18 protein-coding genes and 14 tRNA genes are annotated in these 23,594 nt (G+C 52.4%); 25 read left to right on the top strand and 7 right to left on the bottom strand.

All coding sequences use genetic code 11. The annotated features are described in order from the left end of the window. Positions 1 to 194: 194 nt before the first annotated feature. The 17 genes from IPM28_10895 (at position 195) to IPM28_10975 (ending at position 12,102) form a co-directional block, all read left to right on the top strand. Positions 195 to 6,074 carry a carboxypeptidase regulatory-like domain-containing protein gene (locus tag IPM28_10895; protein ID MBK9173498.1) on the top strand — a complete coding sequence of 1,960 codons (5,880 nt, stop codon included), beginning with the start codon at positions 195 to 197 and terminating at the stop codon, positions 6,072 to 6,074. Positions 6,075 to 6,591: 517 nt separating this feature from the next. Continuing rightward, positions 6,592 to 6,676 (top strand) — tRNA-Tyr (locus tag IPM28_10900). Between the two features lie 21 nt (positions 6,677 to 6,697). Beyond that, positions 6,698 to 6,775 (top strand) — tRNA-Arg (locus IPM28_10905). A 9-nt stretch (positions 6,776 to 6,784) separates the two neighbouring features. Then, positions 6,785 to 6,860 (top strand) — tRNA-Glu (locus IPM28_10910). Positions 6,861 to 6,872: 12 nt separating this feature from the next. Further along, positions 6,873 to 6,947: transfer RNA gene (locus IPM28_10915), tRNA-Gln, on the top strand. An 11-nt stretch (positions 6,948 to 6,958) separates the two neighbouring features. Next, a tRNA-Pro gene (locus IPM28_10920) sits at positions 6,959 to 7,036 on the top strand. 15 nt (positions 7,037 to 7,051) lie between these two features. Next, positions 7,052 to 7,128: transfer RNA gene (locus IPM28_10925), tRNA-Leu, on the top strand. Between the two features lie 8 nt (positions 7,129 to 7,136). Further along, a tRNA-Cys gene (locus IPM28_10930) sits at positions 7,137 to 7,212 on the top strand. A gap of 175 nt (positions 7,213 to 7,387) precedes the next feature. After that, positions 7,388 to 7,463 (top strand) — tRNA-His (locus IPM28_10935). A 10-nt stretch (positions 7,464 to 7,473) separates the two neighbouring features. Continuing rightward, positions 7,474 to 7,549 (top strand) — tRNA-Asp (locus IPM28_10940). A 7-nt stretch (positions 7,550 to 7,556) separates the two neighbouring features. Further along, a tRNA-Phe gene (locus IPM28_10945) sits at positions 7,557 to 7,631 on the top strand. 214 nt (positions 7,632 to 7,845) lie between these two features. Continuing rightward, entirely contained in the window at positions 7,846 to 8,199 is a 354-nt protein-coding gene (locus IPM28_10950; GenBank protein MBK9173499.1) for a hypothetical protein, read from the top strand. A gap of 224 nt (positions 8,200 to 8,423) precedes the next feature. Continuing rightward, positions 8,424 to 8,501 (top strand) — tRNA-Lys (locus IPM28_10955). A gap of 6 nt (positions 8,502 to 8,507) precedes the next feature. Continuing rightward, positions 8,508 to 8,583, top strand: a tRNA-Met gene (locus IPM28_10960). A 148-nt stretch (positions 8,584 to 8,731) separates the two neighbouring features. After that, positions 8,732 to 8,808 (top strand) — tRNA-Asn (locus IPM28_10965). Between the two features lie 278 nt (positions 8,809 to 9,086). After that, positions 9,087 to 10,661, top strand: a complete 1,575-nt coding sequence (locus IPM28_10970) for a TROVE domain-containing protein (GenBank protein MBK9173500.1) — start codon at positions 9,087 to 9,089, stop codon at positions 10,659 to 10,661. A gap of 262 nt (positions 10,662 to 10,923) precedes the next feature. Then, positions 10,924 to 12,102: an RtcB family protein gene (locus tag IPM28_10975; GenBank protein ID MBK9173501.1), complete on the top strand. Its 1,179-nt coding sequence runs from the start codon at positions 10,924 to 10,926 to the stop codon at positions 12,100 to 12,102. A gap of 366 nt (positions 12,103 to 12,468) precedes the next feature. On the opposite strand, the gene IPM28_10980 is transcribed toward IPM28_10975, so the two are convergent. Next, the gene (locus IPM28_10980; protein MBK9173502.1) at positions 12,469 to 12,792 is read right to left on the bottom strand and encodes a DUF2130 domain-containing protein; all 324 of its coding nucleotides are present in this window, start codon (positions 12,790 to 12,792) and stop codon (positions 12,469 to 12,471) included. Here IPM28_10980 and IPM28_10985 point away from each other — a divergent pair. Next, positions 12,714 to 13,073: a sigma 54-interacting transcriptional regulator gene (locus IPM28_10985; GenBank protein ID MBK9173503.1), complete on the top strand. Its 360-nt coding sequence runs from the start codon at positions 12,714 to 12,716 to the stop codon at positions 13,071 to 13,073. The two genes, IPM28_10980 and IPM28_10985, sit on opposite strands and share 79 nt — an antisense overlap. A 103-nt stretch (positions 13,074 to 13,176) precedes the next feature. Continuing rightward, complete coding sequence (locus IPM28_10990; protein MBK9173504.1) at positions 13,177 to 13,320, top strand: hypothetical protein; 144 nt, start codon at positions 13,177 to 13,179, stop codon at positions 13,318 to 13,320. A gap of 117 nt (positions 13,321 to 13,437) precedes the next feature. Here IPM28_10990 and IPM28_10995 read toward each other — a convergent pair whose 3' ends face one another. After that, positions 13,438 to 14,856, bottom strand: coding sequence for a Fic family protein (locus IPM28_10995; protein MBK9173505.1), 1,419 nt, complete (start codon positions 14,854 to 14,856; stop codon positions 13,438 to 13,440). Between the two features lie 684 nt (positions 14,857 to 15,540). Here IPM28_10995 and IPM28_11000 point away from each other — a divergent pair. Both IPM28_11000 and IPM28_11005 read left to right on the top strand, forming a co-directional pair. Next, a complete protein-coding gene (locus IPM28_11000; GenBank protein ID MBK9173506.1) occupies positions 15,541 to 15,735 on the top strand; it encodes a DUF2997 domain-containing protein in 195 nt (64 codons plus the stop codon). Continuing rightward, the gene (locus IPM28_11005; protein ID MBK9173507.1) at positions 15,728 to 16,396 is read left to right on the top strand and encodes a radical SAM protein; all 669 of its coding nucleotides are present in this window, start codon (positions 15,728 to 15,730) and stop codon (positions 16,394 to 16,396) included. The genes IPM28_11000 and IPM28_11005 overlap by 8 nt, the downstream gene beginning before the upstream one ends. A 138-nt stretch (positions 16,397 to 16,534) precedes the next feature. Here IPM28_11005 and IPM28_11010 read toward each other — a convergent pair whose 3' ends face one another. Both IPM28_11010 and IPM28_11015 read right to left on the bottom strand, forming a co-directional pair. Then, positions 16,535 to 16,747, bottom strand: coding sequence for a hypothetical protein (locus tag IPM28_11010; GenBank protein ID MBK9173508.1), 213 nt, complete (start codon positions 16,745 to 16,747; stop codon positions 16,535 to 16,537). Positions 16,748 to 17,101: 354 nt separating this feature from the next. Next, positions 17,102 to 17,188, bottom strand: a tRNA-Leu gene (locus IPM28_11015). 112 nt (positions 17,189 to 17,300) lie between these two features. Between IPM28_11015 and IPM28_11020 the strand changes: the two genes are divergently transcribed. The 4 genes from IPM28_11020 (at position 17,301) to IPM28_11035 (ending at position 20,073) form a co-directional block, all read left to right on the top strand. Then, complete coding sequence (locus tag IPM28_11020) at positions 17,301 to 17,972, top strand: YggS family pyridoxal phosphate-dependent enzyme (GenBank protein MBK9173509.1); 672 nt, start codon at positions 17,301 to 17,303, stop codon at positions 17,970 to 17,972. A gap of 86 nt (positions 17,973 to 18,058) precedes the next feature. Beyond that, entirely contained in the window at positions 18,059 to 18,652 is a 594-nt protein-coding gene (locus tag IPM28_11025; GenBank protein MBK9173510.1) for a YggT family protein, read from the top strand. Continuing rightward, positions 18,649 to 18,933: a DUF167 domain-containing protein gene (locus IPM28_11030; GenBank protein MBK9173511.1), complete on the top strand. Its 285-nt coding sequence runs from the start codon at positions 18,649 to 18,651 to the stop codon at positions 18,931 to 18,933. The genes IPM28_11025 and IPM28_11030 overlap by 4 nt, the downstream gene beginning before the upstream one ends. A gap of 399 nt (positions 18,934 to 19,332) precedes the next feature. After that, positions 19,333 to 20,073 carry a YebC/PmpR family DNA-binding transcriptional regulator gene (locus IPM28_11035; protein ID MBK9173512.1) on the top strand — a complete coding sequence of 247 codons (741 nt, stop codon included), beginning with the start codon at positions 19,333 to 19,335 and terminating at the stop codon, positions 20,071 to 20,073. 64 nt (positions 20,074 to 20,137) lie between these two features. On the opposite strand, the gene IPM28_11040 is transcribed toward IPM28_11035, so the two are convergent. From IPM28_11040 to IPM28_11050, 3 genes are read right to left on the bottom strand one after another with little or no spacing between them, the layout of a single operon-like run. Continuing rightward, positions 20,138 to 21,361 (bottom strand): DUF1624 domain-containing protein, encoded by a 1,224-nt coding sequence (locus tag IPM28_11040; GenBank protein ID MBK9173513.1) that lies wholly within the window; start codon positions 21,359 to 21,361, stop codon positions 20,138 to 20,140. Positions 21,362 to 21,368: 7 nt separating this feature from the next. Next, a complete protein-coding gene (locus IPM28_11045) occupies positions 21,369 to 21,743 on the bottom strand; it encodes a VOC family protein (protein MBK9173514.1) in 375 nt (124 codons plus the stop codon). A 20-nt stretch (positions 21,744 to 21,763) separates the two neighbouring features. After that, positions 21,764 to 23,581 (bottom strand): tetratricopeptide repeat protein, encoded by a 1,818-nt coding sequence (locus tag IPM28_11050; protein ID MBK9173515.1) that lies wholly within the window; start codon positions 23,579 to 23,581, stop codon positions 21,764 to 21,766. Positions 23,582 to 23,594: the final 13 nt, after the last annotated feature.

The following is a 23,594-nucleotide window of genomic DNA, read 5'->3' on the forward strand; positions in this document are numbered from 1 at the left end:
CGTTCTTACACCCGACAAGTTTGATATAACCTTGGCGGACACCCGAGCAACCAGCGAAAAACTCGACGCATCAGACAGTTTGACCGATAGACTCTTAAATCCTTGTAAAATTTGAGGCAATGCCCATGCGCGGCTTTCCATTCCTATTGGTATTCGTGTGTCTGGTTCTCGCTTCTCCGGCTTTTGGACAGCGGGTGAATGAATCCGAATCGACCGTAACGATCACTGGGAATGTCGCAATAGCACGCCTTGTTGTTGACGACGAACGTGGTGGCCGGACCGTAAACGCCCAGCTTGAACTGCTAGATGTAGCGGATACTGTTAAGGCATCGGTTGCTAAGCAACTGACACTCCTGCGCGGTAAAAATACTTTTGAATTTCCATTGACTCTTGGCAGGTTGGTTAAGGAAAGCAACGACGAGCTTACATGGCTCCGACTCAGATATTCGATCGGTGACGTTCGCGGCATTGTCTCCCTTTCGCAGCTGATCCGCGACCTTTTTGAATTGCGCGTAATCGCGGCTGACAACATACTCTCGGGCACGATCTATCGAGTTCGCATTCGTGCCTTAAACCCGTTTACCGACCATCCGGCAGCAGATGTTGGTGTCGAAACGAACGTCTCTCTGGAACTTCGCGGTGACGGCGGGAGGAAACTCGAACTAAAGGGCAATGGAGTTACCGACGCCAATGGATTTGCAGTGATCGACCTCACCATCCCACCGGAGGTCGAATTTGACGGTGATGGCGAGATCAAGGTCATCGGCCAAAAGGCCGGCATAGTCCGCGAGGCTCAAGAGGATCTCGAGGCAATGCGTAGCGACGTTCAGATCCTCTCGATGACCGATAAGCCGATCTACCAGCCCGGACAAACGCTTAACATACGCGGCATCGTTCTCAAAGGTGCCGAGACGAAAGTAGTTGTCGCCAACAGCGAGATAGAATTCCGTATCGAAGATGAGGATGATACCTTGCTCTATCGCGAAAAGGTGAGGTCTTCCGAATTCGGCGTGGCGTCGATCGCATGGCGCATACCGTCCAACGCGAGGCTCGGCGACTATTTAATTGAGATACGCGATTCGGCGGGTGACGAAATATCGCACCATCAGGTAAAGGTTTCACGCTACGATCTGCCAAATTTTGTCGTCAACGCCAAACCATCGAAGCCATACTTCCTGCCCGAGGACAAAGAAGCAGAAGTTGAGATTCGCGCTGATTATCTATTCGGGAAACCCGTAACAAGGGGTAAGGTCCGTGTCGTCGAAGAAACCGACCGGACATGGAGTTGGAAGGAACAGAAATACATTATAGACGAAGGTCAAGTTCGTGAAGGCGAAACGGACGCGGAGGGAAAATTCACCGCAAAATTCGACCTAAGCGAAAATCATGACTCGATAAGGGACAGTGACTGGCAAAAATTTAGGGACATAAAGTTTGCAGCCTATTTTACCGATCCGACCACGAACAAAACCGAACAACGCCGCTTTGATATTCGTGTCACCCGAGAACCGATTCACGTTTATCTGATCCGGGGCGAAGATTTCGGGAACTCTCGCCTCCCGCTCGTCGGATATGTCTCTACGTTCTACGCCGACGGCACACCAGCAGAATGCGATGTTGAGATAAAGGCCAGTGAAGAGGGTGCCGACAAGTTCAAGACGTTCGCCAAACTAAAGACGAATTCGCTTGGTGCGGAAAAGTTTACAATGCCGCGCCCGAATATCGGTGACCTCGACGACGACCTCGATTTTCGTGTACTGGCGAAAGACAAACACGGCCGTCGCGGCACCCATGAAGAAAACATTTATTTCGATGACGATGAAGAAGATATTCGCGTCTTCACCAATCGCGCGATCTACAAGCCCGGCGAGACCGTTGATGTGAAATTGCTCTCCACAGTAAGAACCGGAACGGTCTACGTTGATATTGTGAGCGGGTGGTCTGTGATCGATTCGCGGTTCGCGACATTGAAAGACGGCAAGGCGGAGCTAAAGATCCCGTACAAAGACAACTTCAAAGGCGAGCTGAAAATAGCCGCGTTTATCGAAGCCCCGAACGATGACGACGACCTTGTAAAAGGGGGCCGCGGTATCATTTTCCCAGCAAAGGAAGGCATTAAGGTGGATGCCAAATTCGACAAGGCCGTCTATAAACCCAATGAAGAAGCAACCGTAAGGTTCGGTATTCTTGACGTCGTAGGTAAGGCCGTCGAGAGTGCGCTTGGCGTTGTCGTCTTTGACAAGGCGGTTGAAGAACGCGCACGGACCGACTCTGATTTTGGCGGGATGGTGCGCGGCCTTTCGGGTTGGCTCGGCTACGGCAAGGGCTTCGGCGGCATCAACATAAAGGACTTAAACGAGCTGGATCTATCGAAACCCATCTCTGATGAATTGCAGTCAGCGGCCGAGATCATCCTGCACGACAGTTACTACTACCCGAACACGTTCCACAGCAAGCGGTATTACGATGAAGCATCGTCCGCGTTCGGTGTACGAGTCAGTAACCAGTTCAACGAGATCCGCGCATCGCTCAGCCACACCTATTCGAACCAAAAGGGTCTGCACGCGGTGGACGAGGCCGGCCTCACCAAGATCCTCGATTCGTTCGGCCTTGACCTCGCCGCAATGCGCGATCCGTGGGGAACCGCATACCGGCCGGAATTTGCGGTCGATAAGACCCGCGACATCGTCCGAATAAAAACCGCAGGCCCTGACAAGGTTTTCGATACACGGGACGACTTCACCGCTTTTTCTGAAGGCTATGAATATTTCACATCGATTGGCAAGGCCATCGATACGACGGTGCGTGCCTATCATTCCCGTAACGGAAACTTTATTCGTGACGACCGGACCCTATACGCAGAGATGGGTGTCGAACAATTGGTGGACCGGTTTGGCCGTCCTTACAAAGTTCATATGGACGCCGACGGGCGCAATATCCGGATACGCATCATAAGCGCCGGACCGGACGGAAAATTCGAGAACGCCGATTACGATTACGGTTACAGTTATGGCGATGATTTTATCGTCTGGACAAGCAGCCTTGATGTGTTCGCCACTGCGGAAACGAAGATCACCGAAATTCAAAGGGCACTCAGAAAAGCACCGCTGACTGAAGCACAATTCAGGCAAACCCTTAAGGATGGCGGAATGGATTTCGACAAAGTGCGCGATGGCAATGACAATCCGTTGTACATAACCGTAAACCAGCGTTCACGTTATTGGGACAAGGTCACGATAGAGAGCGTTCAGATCTACGGTGACACACGCCGCACCGAGCGGAGTAAGGTAACTCCTGTTACGCAGCAAGTGATAGAATTCACGATCCGTGGGAATGGCCGTGACCGGAAACCGAATACCAACGACGACGTGACCTTCACGCAATACGTCCATGTACTAACGGAACAGTCTAAGGAGGATCCCCAACCTGTTCCCGTGATGAAACCGATCACGTATTCGCCTAATGCTGGCTCGATCTCGGGAACCGTTACAGATGATAACGGAGCGGTGATAGCGGGAGCAACAGTTACGGCAACGAACTCCACCACGGGTTTTTCACGTTCGGCGACGACAAACGACAACGGGAGTTTCCTTATTACGAATTTGGAGGCCGGTACCTACACGGTGATCGCCGAGGCGCCGGCATTTAAGAGATCAATAATTAGTAATGTGCCGGTAAAGGCGGGGAGCGTTGCAAATGTTGACATCGCATTAAACGGTGGCGGCGTGTCTGAGACGGTTAGCGTAACAGCGGAAGCCGCAACGCTTAATTCTACCGATGCCAGCGTTTCCGTGACCTCACGCCAACTACAAAGTCTGCCCATCAGCGGTAGTAGGGCCATATCAAATGCTTTACTGCTTCAGCCGGGCACCGCAAAGGGAACCAAACTCGGAGATTCATCGGTCACTGAACAGGAGACCGCCACACCGCGACTTCGCGAATATTTCCCAGAAACACTACTTTGGCAGCCGCAGATAGTAACAGATGCCAACGGGAAAGCCGAGGTCAAGTTCCGCATGGCGGACAACATAACTACTTGGAAGATGTACACGATCGCCTCTACAAAAAATGGCAAGATCGGGTTTGCTGAGAAAGAGGTAACGGCGTTCCAAGCCTTCTTTGTTGATCTCGATCCACCTAAGTTTCTGACCACCGGTGACGAGATATATTTGCCGACACAGGTGCGCAACTACACCGACAAGAAGCAGAAAGTAAACGTCACGATGGAAGACGGCGACTGGTTTTCGCTGGTTGCCGGAGCAACCAGGCAAGTTGCTGTTGATTCGGGCCAAACCGAAAACGCGGTGTTCGGTTTCAGAGCCGCAACTCCTGTTAAAGATGGCAAGCAGCGGGTCACCGCGGTCGCTCAGACCGACTCCGATGCTATCGAACGCTCCGTCACAGTTCGTCCTGACGGCCGCGAGGTGGTCCATACCGAATCGCGTTATTTCAAGGGAAATGAAAAGTTAAATCTCGATTTTCCTGCCAGAGCCTTGCCCCGGACACAAACGGCCGAACTAAAGATCTATCCCAACCTTATGTCTCACATTGCCGAAGCGGTCGAAGGATTGCTACAACGGCCGTACGGCTGCGGCGAGCAGACGATCTCGTCAACATATCCTAATCTCATGATCCTGAAGTTCGCTAGGCGTGATGAAAAGACGGGAAATTCAGAAGCGATCGAACGCCGGGCTCGTAAGTTTCTTCAGAGTGGATACGAACGCCTCCTTGGGTACCAGGTCGGAGAAGGTGGATTTTCTTATTGGGGTGGAAAGGATGCAGCGGACATTGCGTTGACAGCATACGCCTTGCGATTTTTGGCGGACGCATCCCTATACATTGCCGTCGATCCCGACGTTGTCAAAAAGGCAGAGGGCTGGCTTGTCCGCCAACAGCATACTGATGGGAGCTGGAACCAAAAATATCGCTGGGAAACCGTCCAGGATGAGAGGCGCGCCAAAACGACCACGACTTATGTTGCCCGCACACTAGGGATGTTGGCTTCGTCGAAAAGGGCAAGCATCAACGAACGTGATTCTGATTCTCAACTAAGTCAGGCTGTGACCAAAGCTCTCTCGTATCTAAAGACTCGCAACACCGAGATAGACGACCCCTATTCTCTTGCCCTGTTGGGCCTTGCCGCCTTCGATTCGGGCGACGCACCTCTTGCCGGACAGATTGCGAAACAACTCGCCGGACTTGCTAAAGAAGAGGCCGGTGCGAGTTATTGGAATCTCGAAACGAATACGGTTTTTAACGGTTGGGGTTCCGCCGGCCGGGTCGAAACAACGGCCCTCGTTACCCAGCTTTTCCTCAAAATGAAGGTTGAACGTGAGCTTGTTGGCAAAGCAATGATCTTCCTCCTTCAGAACAAGGATAGGTATGGTGTTTGGTATTCTACACAGACTACGATAAACGTCCTTGATGCCTTCGTTACCTCCCTTGTCGTCGGAGATCAACCGAAGACAAACACCGTAGACGTGATACTGAATGGTCAGCGCGAGCGAGCGATAGAGATTGGTCCGGACAAGCTCGACCAGATCGTAGTCGATCTAGACAGCAGGCTCGCACCCGAAAACAATGTGATCGAACTAAAGACAGGAGACAGTACGCCTTTGATGGCGCAGCTCGTGACGAAACATTATGTCGCTTGGCGCGATGCCGATACCTACGACCGTACTTTGAACCAGTCACGCGCTCTAAGCCTCGGTTATAAGTGCGACCGCATGGACCCGGCCATAATGCAGGAAGTAACCTGCGCGGTCGAGGCGGAAAGGATTGGATACCAGGGGTATGGAATGTTGCTCGCGGAGATCGGCACACCGCCAGGCGCTGATGTCAGTCGTGAATCGCTCGCAGCGGCAATGGAAAATGACACGAGCATTTCGCGTTACGACATTCTGCCTGACCGTATCGTTCTTTACATGTGGTCGAAGCCCGGCGGTACGAAGTTCAGCTTCAAATTTAGACCACGATACGGAATCGACGCCAAAACGCCGGCATCGTCGGTTTACGACTACTACAACCCTGAAGCGCAGGCCACCGTATCCCCTTTGCGGTTCACCGTTCGATAGTTTCCGAGCTTTCGCGAGACAATTTCTATTGTTAATTCCTCAATAGGAAATGCTCCGCAGAGTGCACGAGCTTTTACCTGATTTCATCCAACGTTTTGCTTTTTTCGAAAATACTTCTTGACAAGCAATTTCTTCCCATGTTAAAACTCTCAACTTGCCGCGCGGTTTGCGGCGATTTTTTTGGAGATAAAAAAGTGATTCGAAGATCGATAAATAACACGAACCTGTTTGCAGGCGCTCCGGCAACGCAAGGAATGCGTTCCGATTTAGCCTGGGACGGATTTGTGTCTACGAACCTCGAACAGCGGAATTATCAACCAAAACCGAGCGGCATAGGACGCACGGAACAACTAGATTGACACAGCGGGAGCGGCGTTCCCGCTCCCGAAACATCGAAAGATAAGACGAATAATTTCGTCACGAAGTTTTTTGGAGCGGTTACGCGAGGATTCATTGGGAATCAGGTGTAGCCGCTCCTTTTCTTTTGATGTTTGACAATTGAATCGTCGTAAAACACGCACCGGCCGCCTGTTGGTGAAGGCAGGCAGTCTGTAAAGCTGGCGCTCGCAGGAGCTATGAAGGTTCGAATCCTTCCCGGTGCATTTTTCTAATTTTTCAAATATGGGGACGTAGCTCAATGGAATCAGAGCATCTCGCTACGAACGAGAAGGTTGTAGGTTCGAGTCCTTCCGTCTTCACCACAAATTTAAGGGGATGAATGCAAAGCGTCGAGCGATCAGTTTTTCAAGCTGAGCCTAGCGGGTTCGAGTCCCGCCTTCCCTGCCAAGTCACGAGGATTTCGGGGTCGTCTAATCGGAAGGACGGCTGACTTTGAATCAGCAAATATAGGTTCGACTCCTTTCCCCGAAGCCAGCATTTAACACCAGAGCGTTCCGCAGATGGCCATACGGGCTTGCCTTGGGAGCAAGTATTCGCAGGTTCAAATCCTGCCGCTCTGACCAATTTCCAAAAAAGAAGCACGCGTGGCCAAATCGGCAAAGGCGCCTGTCCTAGAAACAGGATATTGGGAGTTCGAATCTCTCCGCGTGTACCAATCCCAAAGCGGGTATAGCCAAGTGGACAAAGGCGGCGGCCTGCAAAGCCGCAAACATCGGTTCAAATCCGATTGCCCGCTCCACCCTCGGGCGAATGCAGACGCGACTACATGGTGAGAGCACCTGTCGAGAAGGCAGGAGGACGCCGGTCCGATTCCGGCCATCGAAAGATGTAGCTCAGAAAAAACGTCGCTTCACAATTTGTCGCCCATCGCACGGGAGAACGCTGATCGAGCGTTCTCCCTTAGGAAGTTTTTGTGGTTCGTAGCTCAATTGGCAGAGCACCTCACTGTGAATGAGACCGTTATCGGTTCAAATCCGATCGATCCACCCATTTCAATCAAGGGGCCGTGGCAGAAAGGCGTATGCACTTCACTGTCGATGAAGACGATGACGGTTCGAGTCCGTTCGGTCCCGCCATTTTCCTGGACGTTTAGCTGAGACAGATCAGCGTCGGCCTGAAGAGCCGAAGAGCCTGGCGCGATACCAGGAGCGTCCACCAATCTCAAAGCTGTCTGCTTTAGCGGGCGGCAACAGTCAGAACTGCCTGCGTAAGCGGGTGGCCAGTAATCACAACGGAGGCAATTCCTATGTTTGCGCTCAAGAGTCGCAATTATCACGCGGCGTGAATGTTCAGCTTTTCCTAATTCCGCTGAAACACGTCGCATCGCAAAGGCAGCAACAACTTTCAGCATTTAGACACAAAGGAAAAATATATGAGCAAGAAATATCACGTTCAGCGACGCGAGTTCTTGAGCCCGCTTGCCGAATGGGGCGCATACGTTATCGCGACAGTTGAAGACGCCCGCGAACGGCATGTTCGCGTGCCAGATCCCTATGAGTTCGCTGAGTATCAGGAAATCAACCTGCGTATCTCGGACGGTTCCAAAGAGATCTCCCTTTACCTCGACGTGAACACGGTCGAGGAGCGGTTGAACACCCTCGAAATGCTTAGAATGCTCACCGAGGTGATCGATGAATTTAAGAGAGCCGTAGAGACCGAGGTCGAAGTACTCAATGCTCAACAACCGATGCCGAAACACGCTCGGGCCGCATCAGCGGTTCACTGATCTCTCACAGCGCAACCGGCCGCTTCACCTCGGAGGCGGCCGGCAACGGACTGACTTTCAATCGCAAATCGAAAATTTCATAACGGTCTTACCCAAACAAACGCGGGCAGCCGAAATGCAAGGGTGCGGGAATGAATTTCCTGTCTTGGTCCGCAACGGACCTATTTTGTCCTGCACCCAAAGACGCATTTTTAGCGCCGCGTTTGCCTACCGTTTCATCACGGCCGCCGGTGGCCAAGTTGGTTCAAGGCACTCGCCTTTTAAGCGAGGGAGCGTGAGTTCAAATCTCACCCGGCGGACCAAATTTTTGGCGGCGTAGCTCAGCGGTAGAGCAAGGGTCTCATAAACCCTGGGTCGGAAGTTCGAATCTTCCCGCCGCAACCAATCTCACATTCGGCGAATGCTGAAAGGACTACATCATTTACACATGACGTGTCGCCGGTTCGAATCCGGCCGTTCGGAGCCATCCGAACGTAGCTCAGCCCGGTAGAGCACGTACAAGTCTTTTCACTATTTGTCGCCGCTAATTTTTTGACGGGTAACTCAGACGGTCAGCGTGCCGGCCCGTTAAGCCGGAAGCCGCGGGTTCAAACCCCGCTCTGTCAGCCAATCTTTACAGCGAATGCAGATGGAACTACATGACTCATAATCAGCGTGTTGCGGGTTCGAATCCCGTCGTCTCGCCACTCGAGATGTAGCTCAACGGATAGAGCAGCTAATGTTTCATCGAATCTTGTCGCTGTTTCCAATTTCGGGTGAATGCCGAATGGACTACATCCACCGCTCGCGCCTCGCGGAGTCAGGAAACTCCGGTGATCCTAAGGTGTTCACGCGCAAAACGTCTTTTCAATCTTGTCACCCGGATCAATTTTCATAAGGAGGAAATCATGGCAAATAAGAATTTGTTCAAAACTATTGTTGGAATGCTGTCGCCGAAGACCGATACGGTAAACGAAGCGGGCGGGATCGCATACAAGCTGACGCCAAAACAGGCGCTCGCGCAGTACGCTGCGACCGGATGTTTCAACCACACCTTCTATGCAGGTGCGGATGAGCAGCTTGAAGCAGTTCTCGCTCTTGCGAATGAGGTTGACGCTGAATTTGTTGCGAAGACCGCAATCTTCGCTCGCGAGAAAGGTCACATGAAAGACATGCCGGCGATGCTGCTAGCTGTGCTTTCTGTTCGCGATAAGGCCCTGTTCGAACGTGTCTTCCCACGGGTTGCGGATAACGGAAAGATGCTCCGAAACTTTGTCCAGATCATGCGGTCGGGAGCGGTCGGGCGTAAATCGCTCGGGACGCTGCCGAAGCGGATGGTCCGCGAGTGGTTTGAAAAGCGTCAGCCTGAACAGATCTTCAAACAGTCTGTCGGGCAGTCGCCTTCGATTGCCGACATTCTGAAGATGGTCCACCCGAAACCTGCCGACGCCGAGCGTGAGGCGCTGTTCGGTTACTTCATCGGCCGAGAGATCGATGCCGATAAGCTGCCGGAGATCGTCAAGCAGTTCGAGCGGTTCAAGGCCGGAGATTCGGCTGACGTGCCGAACGTTCCGTTCCAGATGCTGACCGCACTGCCGCTCGGAAAATCGGAGTGGACCGCCATCGCAGGGAATGCACCATGGCAGATGACCCGGATGAATCTGAACACGTTTCAGCGTCACGGCGTTTTCGAGGACGGTGAGATGGTGAAGGTTATCGCCGAGCGTCTGCGGAATGCAGAAGCGATCAAGCGTGCACGTGTCTTTCCTTTTCAGCTTATGTCGGCTTTTAAGTCGGCTGACGCTAACAAGGGTATCCCGCGTGAGATCACTGACGCTTTGCAGGATGCGATGGAGATCGCTACTGAGAATGTGCCTAAGATCGACGGGAAGGTTTACGTCTTCCCTGATATTTCGGGTTCGATGCAATCTCCGGCGACCGGTTACCGCAAAGGAGCTACGTCGGCGGTACGTTGCGTTGACATTGCGGCTCTATTTGCGGCGGCGATCCTGCGGAAGAATCCTGACGCAGAGATCATCCCGTTCGAAAGCAAGATCGTTGAGGTCAAACTGAATCCCCGGGATTCGATCATGACCAATGCCGAGAAGCTCTCGAATCTGCCGTTCGGCGGAACCAATTGCTCGGCTCCGCTAGAGGAACTCAACAGCCGCAAGTCGAACGGTGATGTGCTGATCTATGTATCGGATAACGAGTCATGGATCGACACGCCGTTCTATGGACGTTTCGGTGGAAGCGCCACCGAGACGATGAAACAGTGGAACGAGTTCAAATCGCGAAACGGCGATGCGAAGCTCGTTTGTATTGATATTCAACCCTACGGTCACACGCAGGCTCAGGAGCGTCGCGATATTCTGAACGTAGGTGGATTTTCGGACCAGGTGTTTACGCTTGTTTCGGAGTTCGCAAACGGGAATCTCGACAACGGCCACTGGGTCGGTGTGATCGATAAGGTTGAGATCTAACAGACCGGAGATCGATTTCGATCGTTCTCCGATCGATCGTTTTTGTCGAATGCCGGTGGGAGTACATGGCAACTACCTTTCGAGGTAGCGAGTTCGAGTCTCGGCCGCTTCAAATCGAGGCGGATCTCTCACGCAAACTTGTCGCCATTTTCTTTGCGGGGCGAATACCGATGTGATTACATTGTCTGTAAAACAAACCACGATCTCATCGACCTTTGTCGCCCCGCTTTCTACTATTTTCATAAAATAAAAGGAGGAAGTTATGCCATACAACAAACTAAATATTAGCGGGGCAGAGGCTGACGTCCTCTCGTGGGTTACTCATGAGATGTCGGCTGACGAGCACAAAATGCTCCGCAACGTCTCACGTCTGCCGTGCCTTTACAAGCACGTCGCACTTATGCCCGATGCGCATCTTGGTATCGGTTCGATGGTTGGATCCGTAATCGCGACCAAGGACGCCGTTATTCCCGCGACCGTGGGTGTAGACATCGGCTGTGGAATGATGGCGGTGAAAACGCCGTTCAAGAGCGGAATTCTCGACCGCAAACTCGCCGAATTTCGCCACGAGATCGAACGTGCAATCCCGGTCGGCTTCAACGATTACAAAGAGCCGGTCGACGAATCGAACGAGTGGGAAGGCTGGGCCGAATTTGAACAGCTCCACCCGGGAGTTCAGGACCGAAAGCGTAAAGCGATGAAACAGCTCGGCACGCTCGGCGGCGGAAACCACTTTATCGAGGTCTGTCTTGATACGGAGGACCGCGTCTGGCTGATGCTGCACTCGGGTTCGCGAAACATCGGTAACGAGGTCGCGACGCGTCACATCGCTACGGCGAAATCGCTTCACGATCTGAACACGCTTCCTGACCCTGCGCTTGCATACTTTGTTCAGGGAACGGACGAGTTTAAGGCCTACTGGCACGACGTCGATTGGTCGCAGCGTTACGCCATGCGAAACCGTGAAGTGATGATGGATCGCCTGGTCCGTTCATTCAACCGAATGTTCAACGATCAGGAAACGTGGGATGCCGAGATCCGCGTTAACTGTCATCACAACTACGTCGCAAACGAAGAACACTTTGGCGATAAAGTTTTCGTTACCCGAAAGGGTGCGATCAACGCCGAGGAGGGACGTTTTGGAATTATCCCGGGCTCGATGGGAGCGAAATCGTTCATCATTCGAGGGCTGGGAAATCCTGATTCGTTCAACTCTTGCTCGCACGGTGCCGGGCGTAAAATGTCGCGTACCAAAGCGAAACAGAAGTTCACTCGTGAGGACCTTGAAATGCAGACCCGCGGCGTCGAGTGCCGAAAGGACAAAGGCGTCGTTGATGAGATTCCCGGTGCCTACAAAGACATCGAGGAAGTCATGCGTGCTCAGTCCGATCTCGTTGAGATCGTCGCTGAGCTAAAACAGGTCATTTGCGTCAAGGGCTAAGAAACAAACAGCACTCCTCCATAGGGTGGAGTACTGTTTGCCGAGCCCGACTGAACGAAGCGAAATGCCAGTAACCAAACAAAAGCGTTCGTTACTTCAATAGAGCAATAACGCTCTCGCGACTGATTTCGAATATTCGCGCTATTCGCGAATTGTTAAGTCCATCTTGCTTTAGAGGACGGACTATCGACGATGACCTGATGATTACAAATCGTTCCGATTAATTTCCCACCTAGTAGTACGCAGTATTATCTGCTTGTATTTGCAACACTTACTGGATTCCGCGTTCAATGGGTATTACCGGGAAACTGCACAAACCTACTACATTTCCTACTACACTGTACACTTAGGTTCAGCGAGCCAAGGTCATTCCATTAGAGCCAACGCTGACGAGTCGTCAACCACATCGCCGGAATCAAGCATCTTCACCTGGGGCATGGCCGAACCGGCAATCCCTCTTTCTGAACCATTGAAGCCCGAAGCGTTTATAAGGATGCGGTCTAGCTGCTTTTCACGCTCCTTCCGAATTTTGGTCATTTGGAGCTTCTTGCGAGAGTAGCCGTCTTGTATCGATTTAAAGCCTTCGAGAATACCCTCAAACTGCCCTTTGAATTCCTGGCCAGTTAGATAGTCGTAAAGCATCTCGGCTTTCGTTTCCTTCCCCCGTTCGATCTGGAAGCGGGCGTGCACATCCAAAAGGCTGTTCGGAACTAACGTCCTCGATCATTGAGGCGGAGCTATTCGGCGATGAGAAAGGAGCCTTCACCGGAGCCACTTCAGCGAAAGAAGGCAAGTTTGAAGCTGCGGGCGGCGGAACACTGTTTCTTGATGAGATCGGCGAATTGACGGTCAATCTGCAGGCCAAGCTATTAAAAATCGTGGAAGAAAAAGCATCTTTTGAAGAAGAAGCATGTTGGACGCTCTCTTCGCTGCCGATGCCGCAGGCGACCGATCTCGCAAGATCATTCTGACCCGATAGATCGTGGCCAGTCGTCTTGAGAAGAAGGCCTGACCGTAGGCAATTCTCCGTTGTCTCCACTCGGCCCATGGCCGCAATTTATACCTGGCCAAAGAATGGTTGAATATCTTGAAAGGATAGAGACGGATCTCCTGAAATCCGCGCTCGTAACGAAGAACTACAACCAAACCCGTGCCGCCAGGGATCTTGGCATTAGTCGGTCGGGTCTAATCAAGAAACTAAAACGGCGGGTGTGTTGATCGTTGGCGGTATCGGCGGTTTATTTCTGCTTACGTTGGTGCATGAATAAACCGCTTTGGTGCAAAAACGAACCATCGTTTAAGCGGACTTCAGGATATCGCCAGGTATGCGGCGCGTCACCGTTGATCTTTCCATTCCTGAAATTCGCTCGGCCGAACCCTGTATCGGGCCACGTTCCCATCGTGCAGGCTAATGATCTCGGTTTCGATCAGATTGAAGAGAGCAGAACGGTCGGCTTCCGGGATGTTTTGTTTTTCGATAAGGTCGCGAATCTTTTGTACAACCTGTTCGCCTGCCACTTTTTCGAGAATTATCGACCTGACGATTTCCCGTATAGGCTCCCGATATTTAAGTTTCAACAGATTGGGTTCTCCGAGAGACTGCTGAACAGCCGTGTATCTTTGGGAAGACCTTTTGTAAGCCCAAATATAGAGATCGCGGATCAAACTGACATCGTTCTTTTCGTAAACACCCAGAAGGGCGCTTACGTAGGCTGCCTGATCGACATCCATAAAGGAGAGTGGTTTAAGGTTCGCCTTTATTAAGGGAATGTTTGATACAAGCCGCGCCGTTCTCTTATTCACGTCCTCAAACGCCTGCATGTAGGATAAATGAACTATAGAGAATAGGGACTGCTCGAACGGATTTTCTATTGCATTGAGTTTCTCTACAAAGAGATCGAAGCATTCCCGAAGGACCTGAGGATTTTCGAGCGGAAGGTACGTCGATCCCCCGATACCTACGACTAGAGATCGCAAACGACCCGAGGCAGCAGGATCTCCCAGGAGGTTTTCGGACAGCATTGCATGAATACTGTAGATCTCGTGAGAAGTGATTCGATCCTCGTCGGCAGATTCGACTATGTATTCAATAGCCGCCTTGTGATTCAGGATCATTTGGGCTTCGGACACATCTTTTCCATCTGTGGCTTCTCCGAATTCGATCAACCGCTTGGTTTCAAGGAGAGAATATGTATTTCCCTCAAGCCGGCTCGAGTTCCAGGAAAGATCGATCAAAAGTCGGCTCAATATATTTCGAGCGTATGTGCCCGCCGGGCGCTCTATCATTTCCACGCGCCCGACTTCGAGCAAACCCTCGCGCTGATCGGGAGTTAGATAAAAGGATTCGTTCGGTTCGTAAGAGCGGAGAAATTCCCGATCGTATCCGACCGGGGTTCGTTCTGCGACATCCTGATCGATATACCGCAATAGGGCCTTGGACTCCGGGGAGAGGTCCATTTTGGCAAAGGGAACCCCTTTCTCCGTAGCCGCTTCTTCGGGTTTGGCATGTACGACGGGCTGTGTCGTTTCGGTCTTGTGCCTGAAGAGAACGTAACTTCGCGCAGGCCCGCTACCTTGCGAGACTATCAGGTTACGATTCTCCAGTGAGCGCAAGGCCCGGCGGATCGCTCTGCGTTCCGTTTCGTTCAGTTCGGCTATCCCTCTCGCTTTCGCGATCGAGCGGACACTGACCGCTGCGACCTCGTTCAGCAATCTCAAAATGAAATCTGCGATCTCGACTGTTTTCGTCGGCACAATATCTCCTTTTTGTAGATAGTATTCTCTCCCTTCTGCGGATTCTATCCATCTAACTGCCACATTATGCTCCGAATCCCACTCAAAAACAACCCTACTGGGACAACAACTGTCCCTTTAAGGGCGATATAGGTACAGTATCTGTCCCTATAGGGGCTAGTGGGACAAGATTTGTCCCAATACGAATAATAGGACAAGATCTGTCCCACTAAGGACCGGACCCGTTGAAATCCATGTTCTAGGCACCGATTCTCCGATCCGCCTTCAACCGGTTTTTTCACGCAGCCGACCTGCACACAGGCACCAGGCTTGCAGACCTGACGACACCCCCGACTGTTCAAGCGAAACCCTCACCGATTCATGTTGCCGTTTCTTTTTCATGTTCCGCCACGCCTTGAACCGGCGTTGTGGGAACGCGCTGTTTCAACCAGCATTAGAGAACGACCTACTTTTTGGGTTCCGCCACCGATTCTCGCCGGAGGTGTGCCCTTCGCACAGGCCGGAAACCGATGCCGCCGGCACGCCGCGAACCGACAACTACCGCGTGAGAGACCGTTTCGAATCTATATCGACTAACCAGGAGGAGAGGTAGATGCGAAAAAACTCGGCGGAACGCTCATCAAAGAGCGAATCGGAGAGACCATCAAGATACGTGTCAAATTCTAGGAGTCGAAGAGGAAAGACATGGCTGAAATCGAATTCACTATCGATACTGAAAGCGGAAAATGCGATACGCAAATTAACGGTATCCAGGGGCCGGCTTGCGAGCAAACGGCACGCAAGCTAAAACAGGTACTCGGTACTCCCACAACCGACCGGCAGACGGCGGAATATCGCATAAGACTTCAATCAAAACGGCGGGTAGGATCAAATGAATAAGGAAGTCGTATTTGTGCTGGAGCCTGATTTTGGCCGAGTTACGGTTGAGATCTCGCAGTCTACGACCAATGCAGTAGATGATCTTGCGAACGATTTCGGGAGACGCGTGAACGTGAACTGTGCCAAGCCAGCTGAAAACAAAAGACACTTGCCTGTTCTCCAACCTCGCTATGCTCCGCGCGAACAGTCTGGATTCGACAAGTTTTCTATTTGGCTTTATCGACTTTATCACAACTCGGTTGTTGACCGCCCGGGTCGGCGTAGTGTCGTTCAAGTCAGCGGATGTTCGATTCGTTGCGAGCATTGTATCGTACCTCCGACTCACCGAAAGGAAAATGGAAAACTCGTTTCGATCTCGTCAATAGTTGATGAGATCGTCGCTCATCGTGACGAGCACGACGGTGTGACGATCCTCGGTGGCGAACCATTCGGTCAACCGGAGTCCGTTGCCGAACTTGTATCACGATTGAAGAACCACGGCTTCAACGTCACGGTCTATTCCGGATATACGATCGTACAACTGATCCACCTTAGACTTGCGGCTATAGACTACATACTCACCCAAATCGATCTGTTGATAGACGGTCCTTTCATTAGCGAGATGCGTGATGGTGCCGGCGAATATCGGGGATCGAGGAATCAGCAATTAATTGGACGTTAGGAACCGGAGCTTTCCGGATGAACCCGTAAATACTTCAGCTTGGAACCGTGGGGCAAAAATTGGCCGATGGTGCAAAAATGCTCAAGCAGTCAAACCAAGCTAAGCAACCGACCGCCCATCGTTCAACCGTTCAACCGTTCAACGGGATCGCTTGGCGTTTCGATCCTCGTACTCCAATATGTCTGCGAGCCGATAGCGGGCCTGATTTCCGATCTTGAATGCTTTTAAATGCCGCATGCTTGATTTCGGAAGTGCTCTGAGCCGCTGAAATCTCTTGGCTATCGCATCATGCGTTCCGCTCAATTTGCATCTCTCTGCCAACTGAGTGATATCAAGGATATCTTGGTTCATAGTCTCTCCAATTTCATTTGCCAAACAAGACCGAGCAAAACCTATGCCGATATGATTTTCAAAAACAGCCGCCGCCCCCGATGTCCGGGCGGAGTTCAACCCCTTGAACTCTTGACTGCGAAGGCCTGGCCCTCCGACTCTAACCACGCGTGATTAGTGTCGTTTCTAATATCTCCCCCTTCTTGTGCGTAAGACCCACCCTAGTTAAACACCATAGTCAGAACTATAGATTGGGGGAATCTACCAGAAAATCTACCCGAAACCAAAAAACGGGCAAAAAGAAAGGGCTAAATTAGCCCTTAATTCCTTTGCCTAAAAAAGCTGTAAATGTTGTAACTAAGGAGTATAAAGATTTGGTGCGGACGAGAAGAATCGAACTTCCACTGCCTTGCGGCAACAGGCTTCTGAGACCTGCGCGTCTACCAGTTCCGCCACGTCCGCGTTGGGCGAACCTTGAGAATACTAGTTCGTCCGTTGAAATTCAAGATTCGGGCGCGCGTTTGCTATATTTGACGCTGTGGCCACGAACATTGCAGCAAACCTCACCCTGATCATGGAACGTATCGCATCGGCCGCCGCCCGTTCGGGCCGTTCGGCTGAAGACGTTCGTTTGGTGGCTGTCAGCAAAACTCATTCGCCCGATCTGATCCGGGATGCGATCGCCGCCGGCGTACGCTCATTCGGCGAGAATAAGGTTCAGGAAGCAGAGGGCAAAATAGCCGAAGTCGGCCGCGATGCCGCGGAATGGCATCTGATCGGACATCTGCAGTCAAACAAAGTGCGTAAGGCGATCCAGTTATTCGACGTAATACAGTCGGTCGATTCCACCGAACTGGCCGCTCGGCTCGAGAGAATATGCAACGAAGAAGGGCGCTCACAACTCTCTGTCTTTATTCAGGTCGATCTCGCAGGCGAAGCAACGAAGTCAGGTGTCGCGGAAGACGATCTGCCGAAGCTTGTTTCGTATCTTCGAGAATGCGAGCGTCTGAAACTCGACGGGCTGATGATCATTCCGCCGTTTTTCGATGATCCCGAATCATCCCGTCCTTACTTTCAAAGTTTGCGTGTGCTGCGTGACAGGATGGCCGCCGAAGGAGCATTTACCGGCGGCCGAGGCGAACTATCGATGGGAATGAGCCACGATTTCGAGGTCGCGATAGAAGAAGGTGCGACGATCGTCCGGATCGGAACCGCCGTTTTTGGCGAACGTCGGACCGCGCGTTGATCGCCCGCGACAACGCCGGTTCTCACGCTCGTTATCGGCCGGCATATGTCCATCTGTGTCGCATAGGTTAAAATGGTGTCTTACGTATGTTGACTGCTAACGTTTACCCGATAGTTTGGATGGTCATCTGGGGTATTTTTCTTGCCCTTTTGGCAATGATGATCCTTAGACTGATCTTTAATTACGCTGACCCGAACCCTTTCGGCAAGATCGGACGTTTTGGTTTCAGGGTCAGGCGAACTACCGAACGATTCGTCTACCCGGCCGCCCGCTTTCTTGCGAATTTTCGCGTTGACGTCCGCCTTGCTCCCCTGGTCACCAGTTTCATCGCATTGGTGCTTACCTATTTTGCTTCACAGATAATCGGCAATGCGTTTTTCGTCATCGATGGTCTTTCATTCGCCATTTCTTCGGGCAACGTGAAGGCAACGCTGGGATTCATTCTTTACGGGTTGCTCAGCATATTTGTGCTGTTCATTCTTATCCGTTTTATTTCGAGCTGGTTCGTATTCACGCGGAACACGTTTCTCGGTTTCGTTCAACGCGTGACCGATCCGATCATCTTGCCGGTACAAAGGGTGATCCCGCCGATCGGGATGTTCGACTTCTCGCTGCTCGTCATCTTGATCGTCATCTCGCTGCTTCAGGCCGTAGTGATAAATGTGCTGGTAAAAAATTGATCGATGTAATTGAGAAAGATGGGTCGATCGTTTTCACGGCTCGTATAATTCCGCGGGCCTCGCGGTCTGAGATCGGCGGTGAGATGGATGGGGCGGTGAAGGTGAGAGTTTCCTCACCGCCGGTGGATGGAGCGGCGAACACGGAGATCGTAAAGCTTTTCGCTAAGGCCTTGAGGGTTCCGAGGTCGGCAGTCGCGATCGTCGCCGGTGCCGCCTCTAGGACCAAACGGATACGAGTAGACGGCGTAACGGCCGAACAACTTCGAAACGCTCTTGGCTAACGGGCTTTTTCTGCCGGCGGAACTTCTTGCGGTACGCAGCAAAAAAAACACTAACAAACCCGAAGGCAAGCATTGTTTCCGCAGCGACCAGTGAATTCAGTAGGACCGGATCGAGTTCAGATCGCATCGAATACGTCTGCTTTGCGCTGATTATGTCTGCCAGCATCAACAGTCCGCAGACGGTCAGAACGGTCGTGTTTCTGTTCATACTGGTCTGATTAGAGCCGCGCCGCGTGAATTCCCTCTAACGGAAATCTCAACAAATTGTGAATCCTGAACCGTTTTGTCCGCCAAAGCGCGCCGTGATATATTCTCAATTTCGACCATCAGCGGCAGGAAGTTTAGTTAGTAATGTGAACGGTCCTATTGCCGGATATCACCGAGGAAGATTCGAACAACATGTCAGGACACAGCAAGTGGCACACTATCAAGCACAAGAAAGGCGCTCTCGACGCCAAACGTGGCAAGATCTTTACGAAGATGATCAAGGAGATCACGGTCGCGGCTCGCACCGGTAACAGCGGCGACGTTGATGCGAATGCGCGGCTGCGAAAGGCGGTCTCCGATGCCAAGGCGCAGAACATGCCGAACGACACCATTGACCGTGCGATCAAGCGCGGCATGGGCGAACTCGAAGGCGTGAATTATGACGAGATCACTTACGAGGGCTACGGCCCGAATGGCGTTGCTGTCTTGATCGAGACGATGACCGATAACCGCAACCGCACCGTAGCCGAACTTCGTCATATCTTCTCAAAGAATGGCGGCAATCTCGGCGAGGCCGGCTCGGTCGCGTGGATGTTCGACAAGAAGGGTTACATTGTGGTCGACAAGGCGGCGAAGCCTGAGGATGAACTCTTCGAGATAGCTATCGAGGCCGGCGCCGACGATATGCAGGACGACGGCGACGTTTTTGAGATCTTCACCGCGCCCGATAATTTTGAGGCGGTCAGCGAAGCCATCAAGAAAGCCGGTATTGAACCGCAAGCCGCCGAAGTTTCAATGATCCCGCAAAACTACATCAAGCTCGAAGGCGGCGACGCCAAACAGATGATGAAGCTCTACGACGCCCTCGACGACAACGACGACGTCCAAAAGGTCTATGCTAACTTCGACATCGACGAGAGCGAGATTGAGTAACTTGAAATTGCCAAAAAGTTGAATTTAGAGAGCCAGGGTCTCGGATCGTTGCCTTTTCTTTGCTTTATAGATAGCTGAACGCCCAGTGTTTGTTTCGACGTTTGAGATTCCCATACCAATAACAAAGCGGATAGAGGATCAAAAGGCCGCCGATCCACGCGGCGTACACCACCCAAAGCGGAAAGCCGTGGTCGGGCGGGACCGATTGGCCCATGTCCATCATGTTCGCGAAATAATGTCCCACGGCCTTTCCCGCCAGTAGGCTCAACACGATGCCGAGGCCATGTGCTGTGAACCACTGCAGGATATAAAAGAACATCGGCACCCGCCCGAACGTTATACAGATTCGCTGCCAGAGGTTATTGCCGTCGATTCTGTCAGTCAGTGCCAGCACGATCAATCCCGGCCCGAGCGTCATCAGCAGGAACAAAAGCGATGCCGGATACTTTGTCGTATTAAGAAATGATAGCAGCGTGAAGACCGGTGTGTCCTGCACTGACCACGCTGACGGATCGCCGTATACATTCGTAAAACGGACGACGACAAAGAGCATCATCGCGGCCCCGCCAAGGACGAACAGCCATCTCCGCCGCCGTTCCGGTTCCCATCCATAAAAAGTGCCGAAAGCGTATCCAGCGGCCATTACACCGATCCACGGGATCAGCGGGTAGGCAGTGAACGCCCTCGACCCGCTCGTGATCGGAATGACGCCCTGTTGATGTACGATCAGCCAAATTGCCTGGGAAAGATCGGGCGGCGGATCGCCCATGAACGCGATGTTGGGCGGTATCTGTATTCCGTCAAGCAGGTTGTGCAGCACGATCATGGCGATGCCGATAGCGCCAACGAGCTTGACCGGTAGATAGATCAGCGCGGCCATGACGATCATCGACACGCCTATGACCCAGATGACCTGCGCCATTCCAAAGAATGAATAATCGAGATTAAAGGAATAGCCGAACCGCACGACCGTGAATTCCAGAATGATCAGCCACAATCCGCGGGTCCACAAAAACCGCGAAAGCTCAGCGTTGCTCTTGCCGTACATTCGCTGCAGATAGATGCTCGTACCGGCGAGAAAAACAAAGATCGGTGCGCAGAAGTGTGTGATCCATCGGGTGAAAAACACGGCGGTATTCGTATTCGAAAGATCGGTCGGATCGAACTGCAATGCTCCGGCGTGAACAAAATCGCGCGTATGGTCAAGCAGCATGACGATCATCACGATGCCTCGAAGCATATCGATGGAATAGATGCGTTCTTTAATGGTCGCTGCTGTTTCCGACATTGCCGGCCTATTTGCCCATCTCTTGCCCGAAAACGATCCGGTGGCCATCGGGTGTTTTTACACAAAAATCGCGGATACCCCACGGCTGCGTTTTGATAGTAGAAATCATCTCGGCACCACGTTCCCTGAATTCATCATAGACCTCGTCAACATTCTCGACCAGGGCGTGGGCGAACCACGAATGGTCTCCGGTCTCGTGTGCCCAAAGTGCGTCTGTACATTCGCCAAGCATCACCTTGAAAATTCCGAACGACAAGAACTCCCAACCCGGCGCCGTAAAGTCGCGCTCAAAGCCAAGCTTGTCTACGAAATACGCGGCCGAGACAGCAAGGTCTTTGACCGCCAAAACATGCCTGGTGTGGATAACTTTCCGTCTCTCCATTTTCTGCTGCTCCTTTTTCTCTATCTTAACTTTTCCAGCAGCCTTGCCGCCTGCAGCCTGTCGTTTTCGATCGCGCGGTCCTGGTTCGATGCCGTAAGCGAAAGATATTCCCGCAATGCGGCTCGAGCCTCTTCCGATCGTCCAAGTTCCGCGTTTAGCATCCCGAGCCTCAGGAACAACGTCTTCGCCTCGGGCAGCAATTCGACCCGTGCCTGTTGTTTCGCTGATTCCAGTTCGCGAAGGGCTTCATCTTTTCGTCCGCTCTGATATAGGACCGTTGCGAGGTTTACGGTCAGCGACGCGGCATAGATCGGCAGACGGTTTCGGGCATCTCGGAAGGTCTTCTCGGCCGCGGCCTGATCGCCTCGGCCGCTATAAACGATCCCGAGGGCTTCGTAGGCTTGATAGAGCGCATAGGCTTCGACACGATCGTCCGGAAGTCCGACGACGCTCAACAGATCGCGTTCGGCCTCGTCCGGGCGGCCTGTGACGGCAAGCGTTCTTCCGCGCGCCAAATGTGCCCTCGGCGACGGACGCTTTTCGATCGATCGTGTGAAAGCGGCGATCGCTTCTTCGTTTCGGCCCGTTTCGGCAAGTGTGCTGCCGTACTGCATCGAAGTGAATGACGAATCGTCGATCGCCGCCGTCCATGACCAAAGTGCGAATTCGCTATTCCATACGCGATTATATGCCACGGTTTGAATCGAAAGTATCGCAGCAACCGCGATGCCGGCGAGGACAAGATTCTGATCCTCGACATATTTAGCCGCTGAGATCAGCACAAGCAAAACGATCCCTAAAAGCGGCAAATATAGGTAACGGTCATGAACGATCTGATCGGGAATGAACGCCGTAGCATTCATCGCCGGGATCAGAGGCAAAAGGAACAAGGCGGCAGCGAACTGCCCGACCCGCGATCTTTTTGCGAGGAACAGTATCGCAACGAGCACGACAGCGGCGATCGCCAACGGCAGCAAGAATTCCTGTGCTCCGATAGTAGAAACAGGTTCGAGCGGATAATTCGCTCCGAGCCAATACGGAAAGAACACCTGGCGCAAATAGAAAACGAATATCGAGGGGACGCTGAGTATGGCGGAGCTGAAGCCGACAGCATCCTCGGGCGGCCGCGACAAGGCTCCGAGAACGATCCACCGCAATACGAAATAAGCCGCGGCGATCGCTCCGAATGCGATTAGCGGACGCTTGTCCGTTCTCGTCTCACTCTCCTTCGAAAGCACAAGGTAGTAGAGCGGCAAACACAGAACGCCGATCTCCTTCGCGCCGAGAGCAACAGCGTAGAGCAGAAGTGCGGCGATCAAGAAAACCCTGCGACCGTTCGATGAGAATGAACTAGCGAACCAAAGCGAACCGAGAAAGGCGGCAGCGAAAAGCAGGTCGGGCGAGCCCGAGATCCACGCGACCGATTCGACATGGACGGGATGCACGGCAAATATCAAGACCGTCGTGAATGCGATCGCGGCTTTAACCCCCGACTGGCGGAGCAAGCCGAACGCCAGCGAACAAACCAGGGTATGCAGGGCGATATTGGCGGCGTGCCAGCCTTGCGGATCTGAGCCGAATAGGCGGAAATTGACGATATGAAAAAGCGTGAATGTCGGCCGCCAATAGTTACTGGCAACGAGCGAACCGTCGCCCTTGAACGCCCAGACGTCTGACGTCAGAGCTTTCCAGATCAGTGCGTTGTCCTGTATCAGCGGATTGCGGAGTATCTGCCTAAGATCGTCGTATACAAAATCACCGCTCAGCGTGTTCGCGAAGACCAGAAAGCATACGACGACCAAAGGCACGACCCACTTGAGCTCTTCGCGAAAGTTCATGGAGTTTGTCTAT

Source organism: Chloracidobacterium sp., assembly GCA_016716305.1.
Taxonomy (GTDB): Bacteria; Acidobacteriota; Blastocatellia; order Pyrinomonadales; family Pyrinomonadaceae; genus OLB17.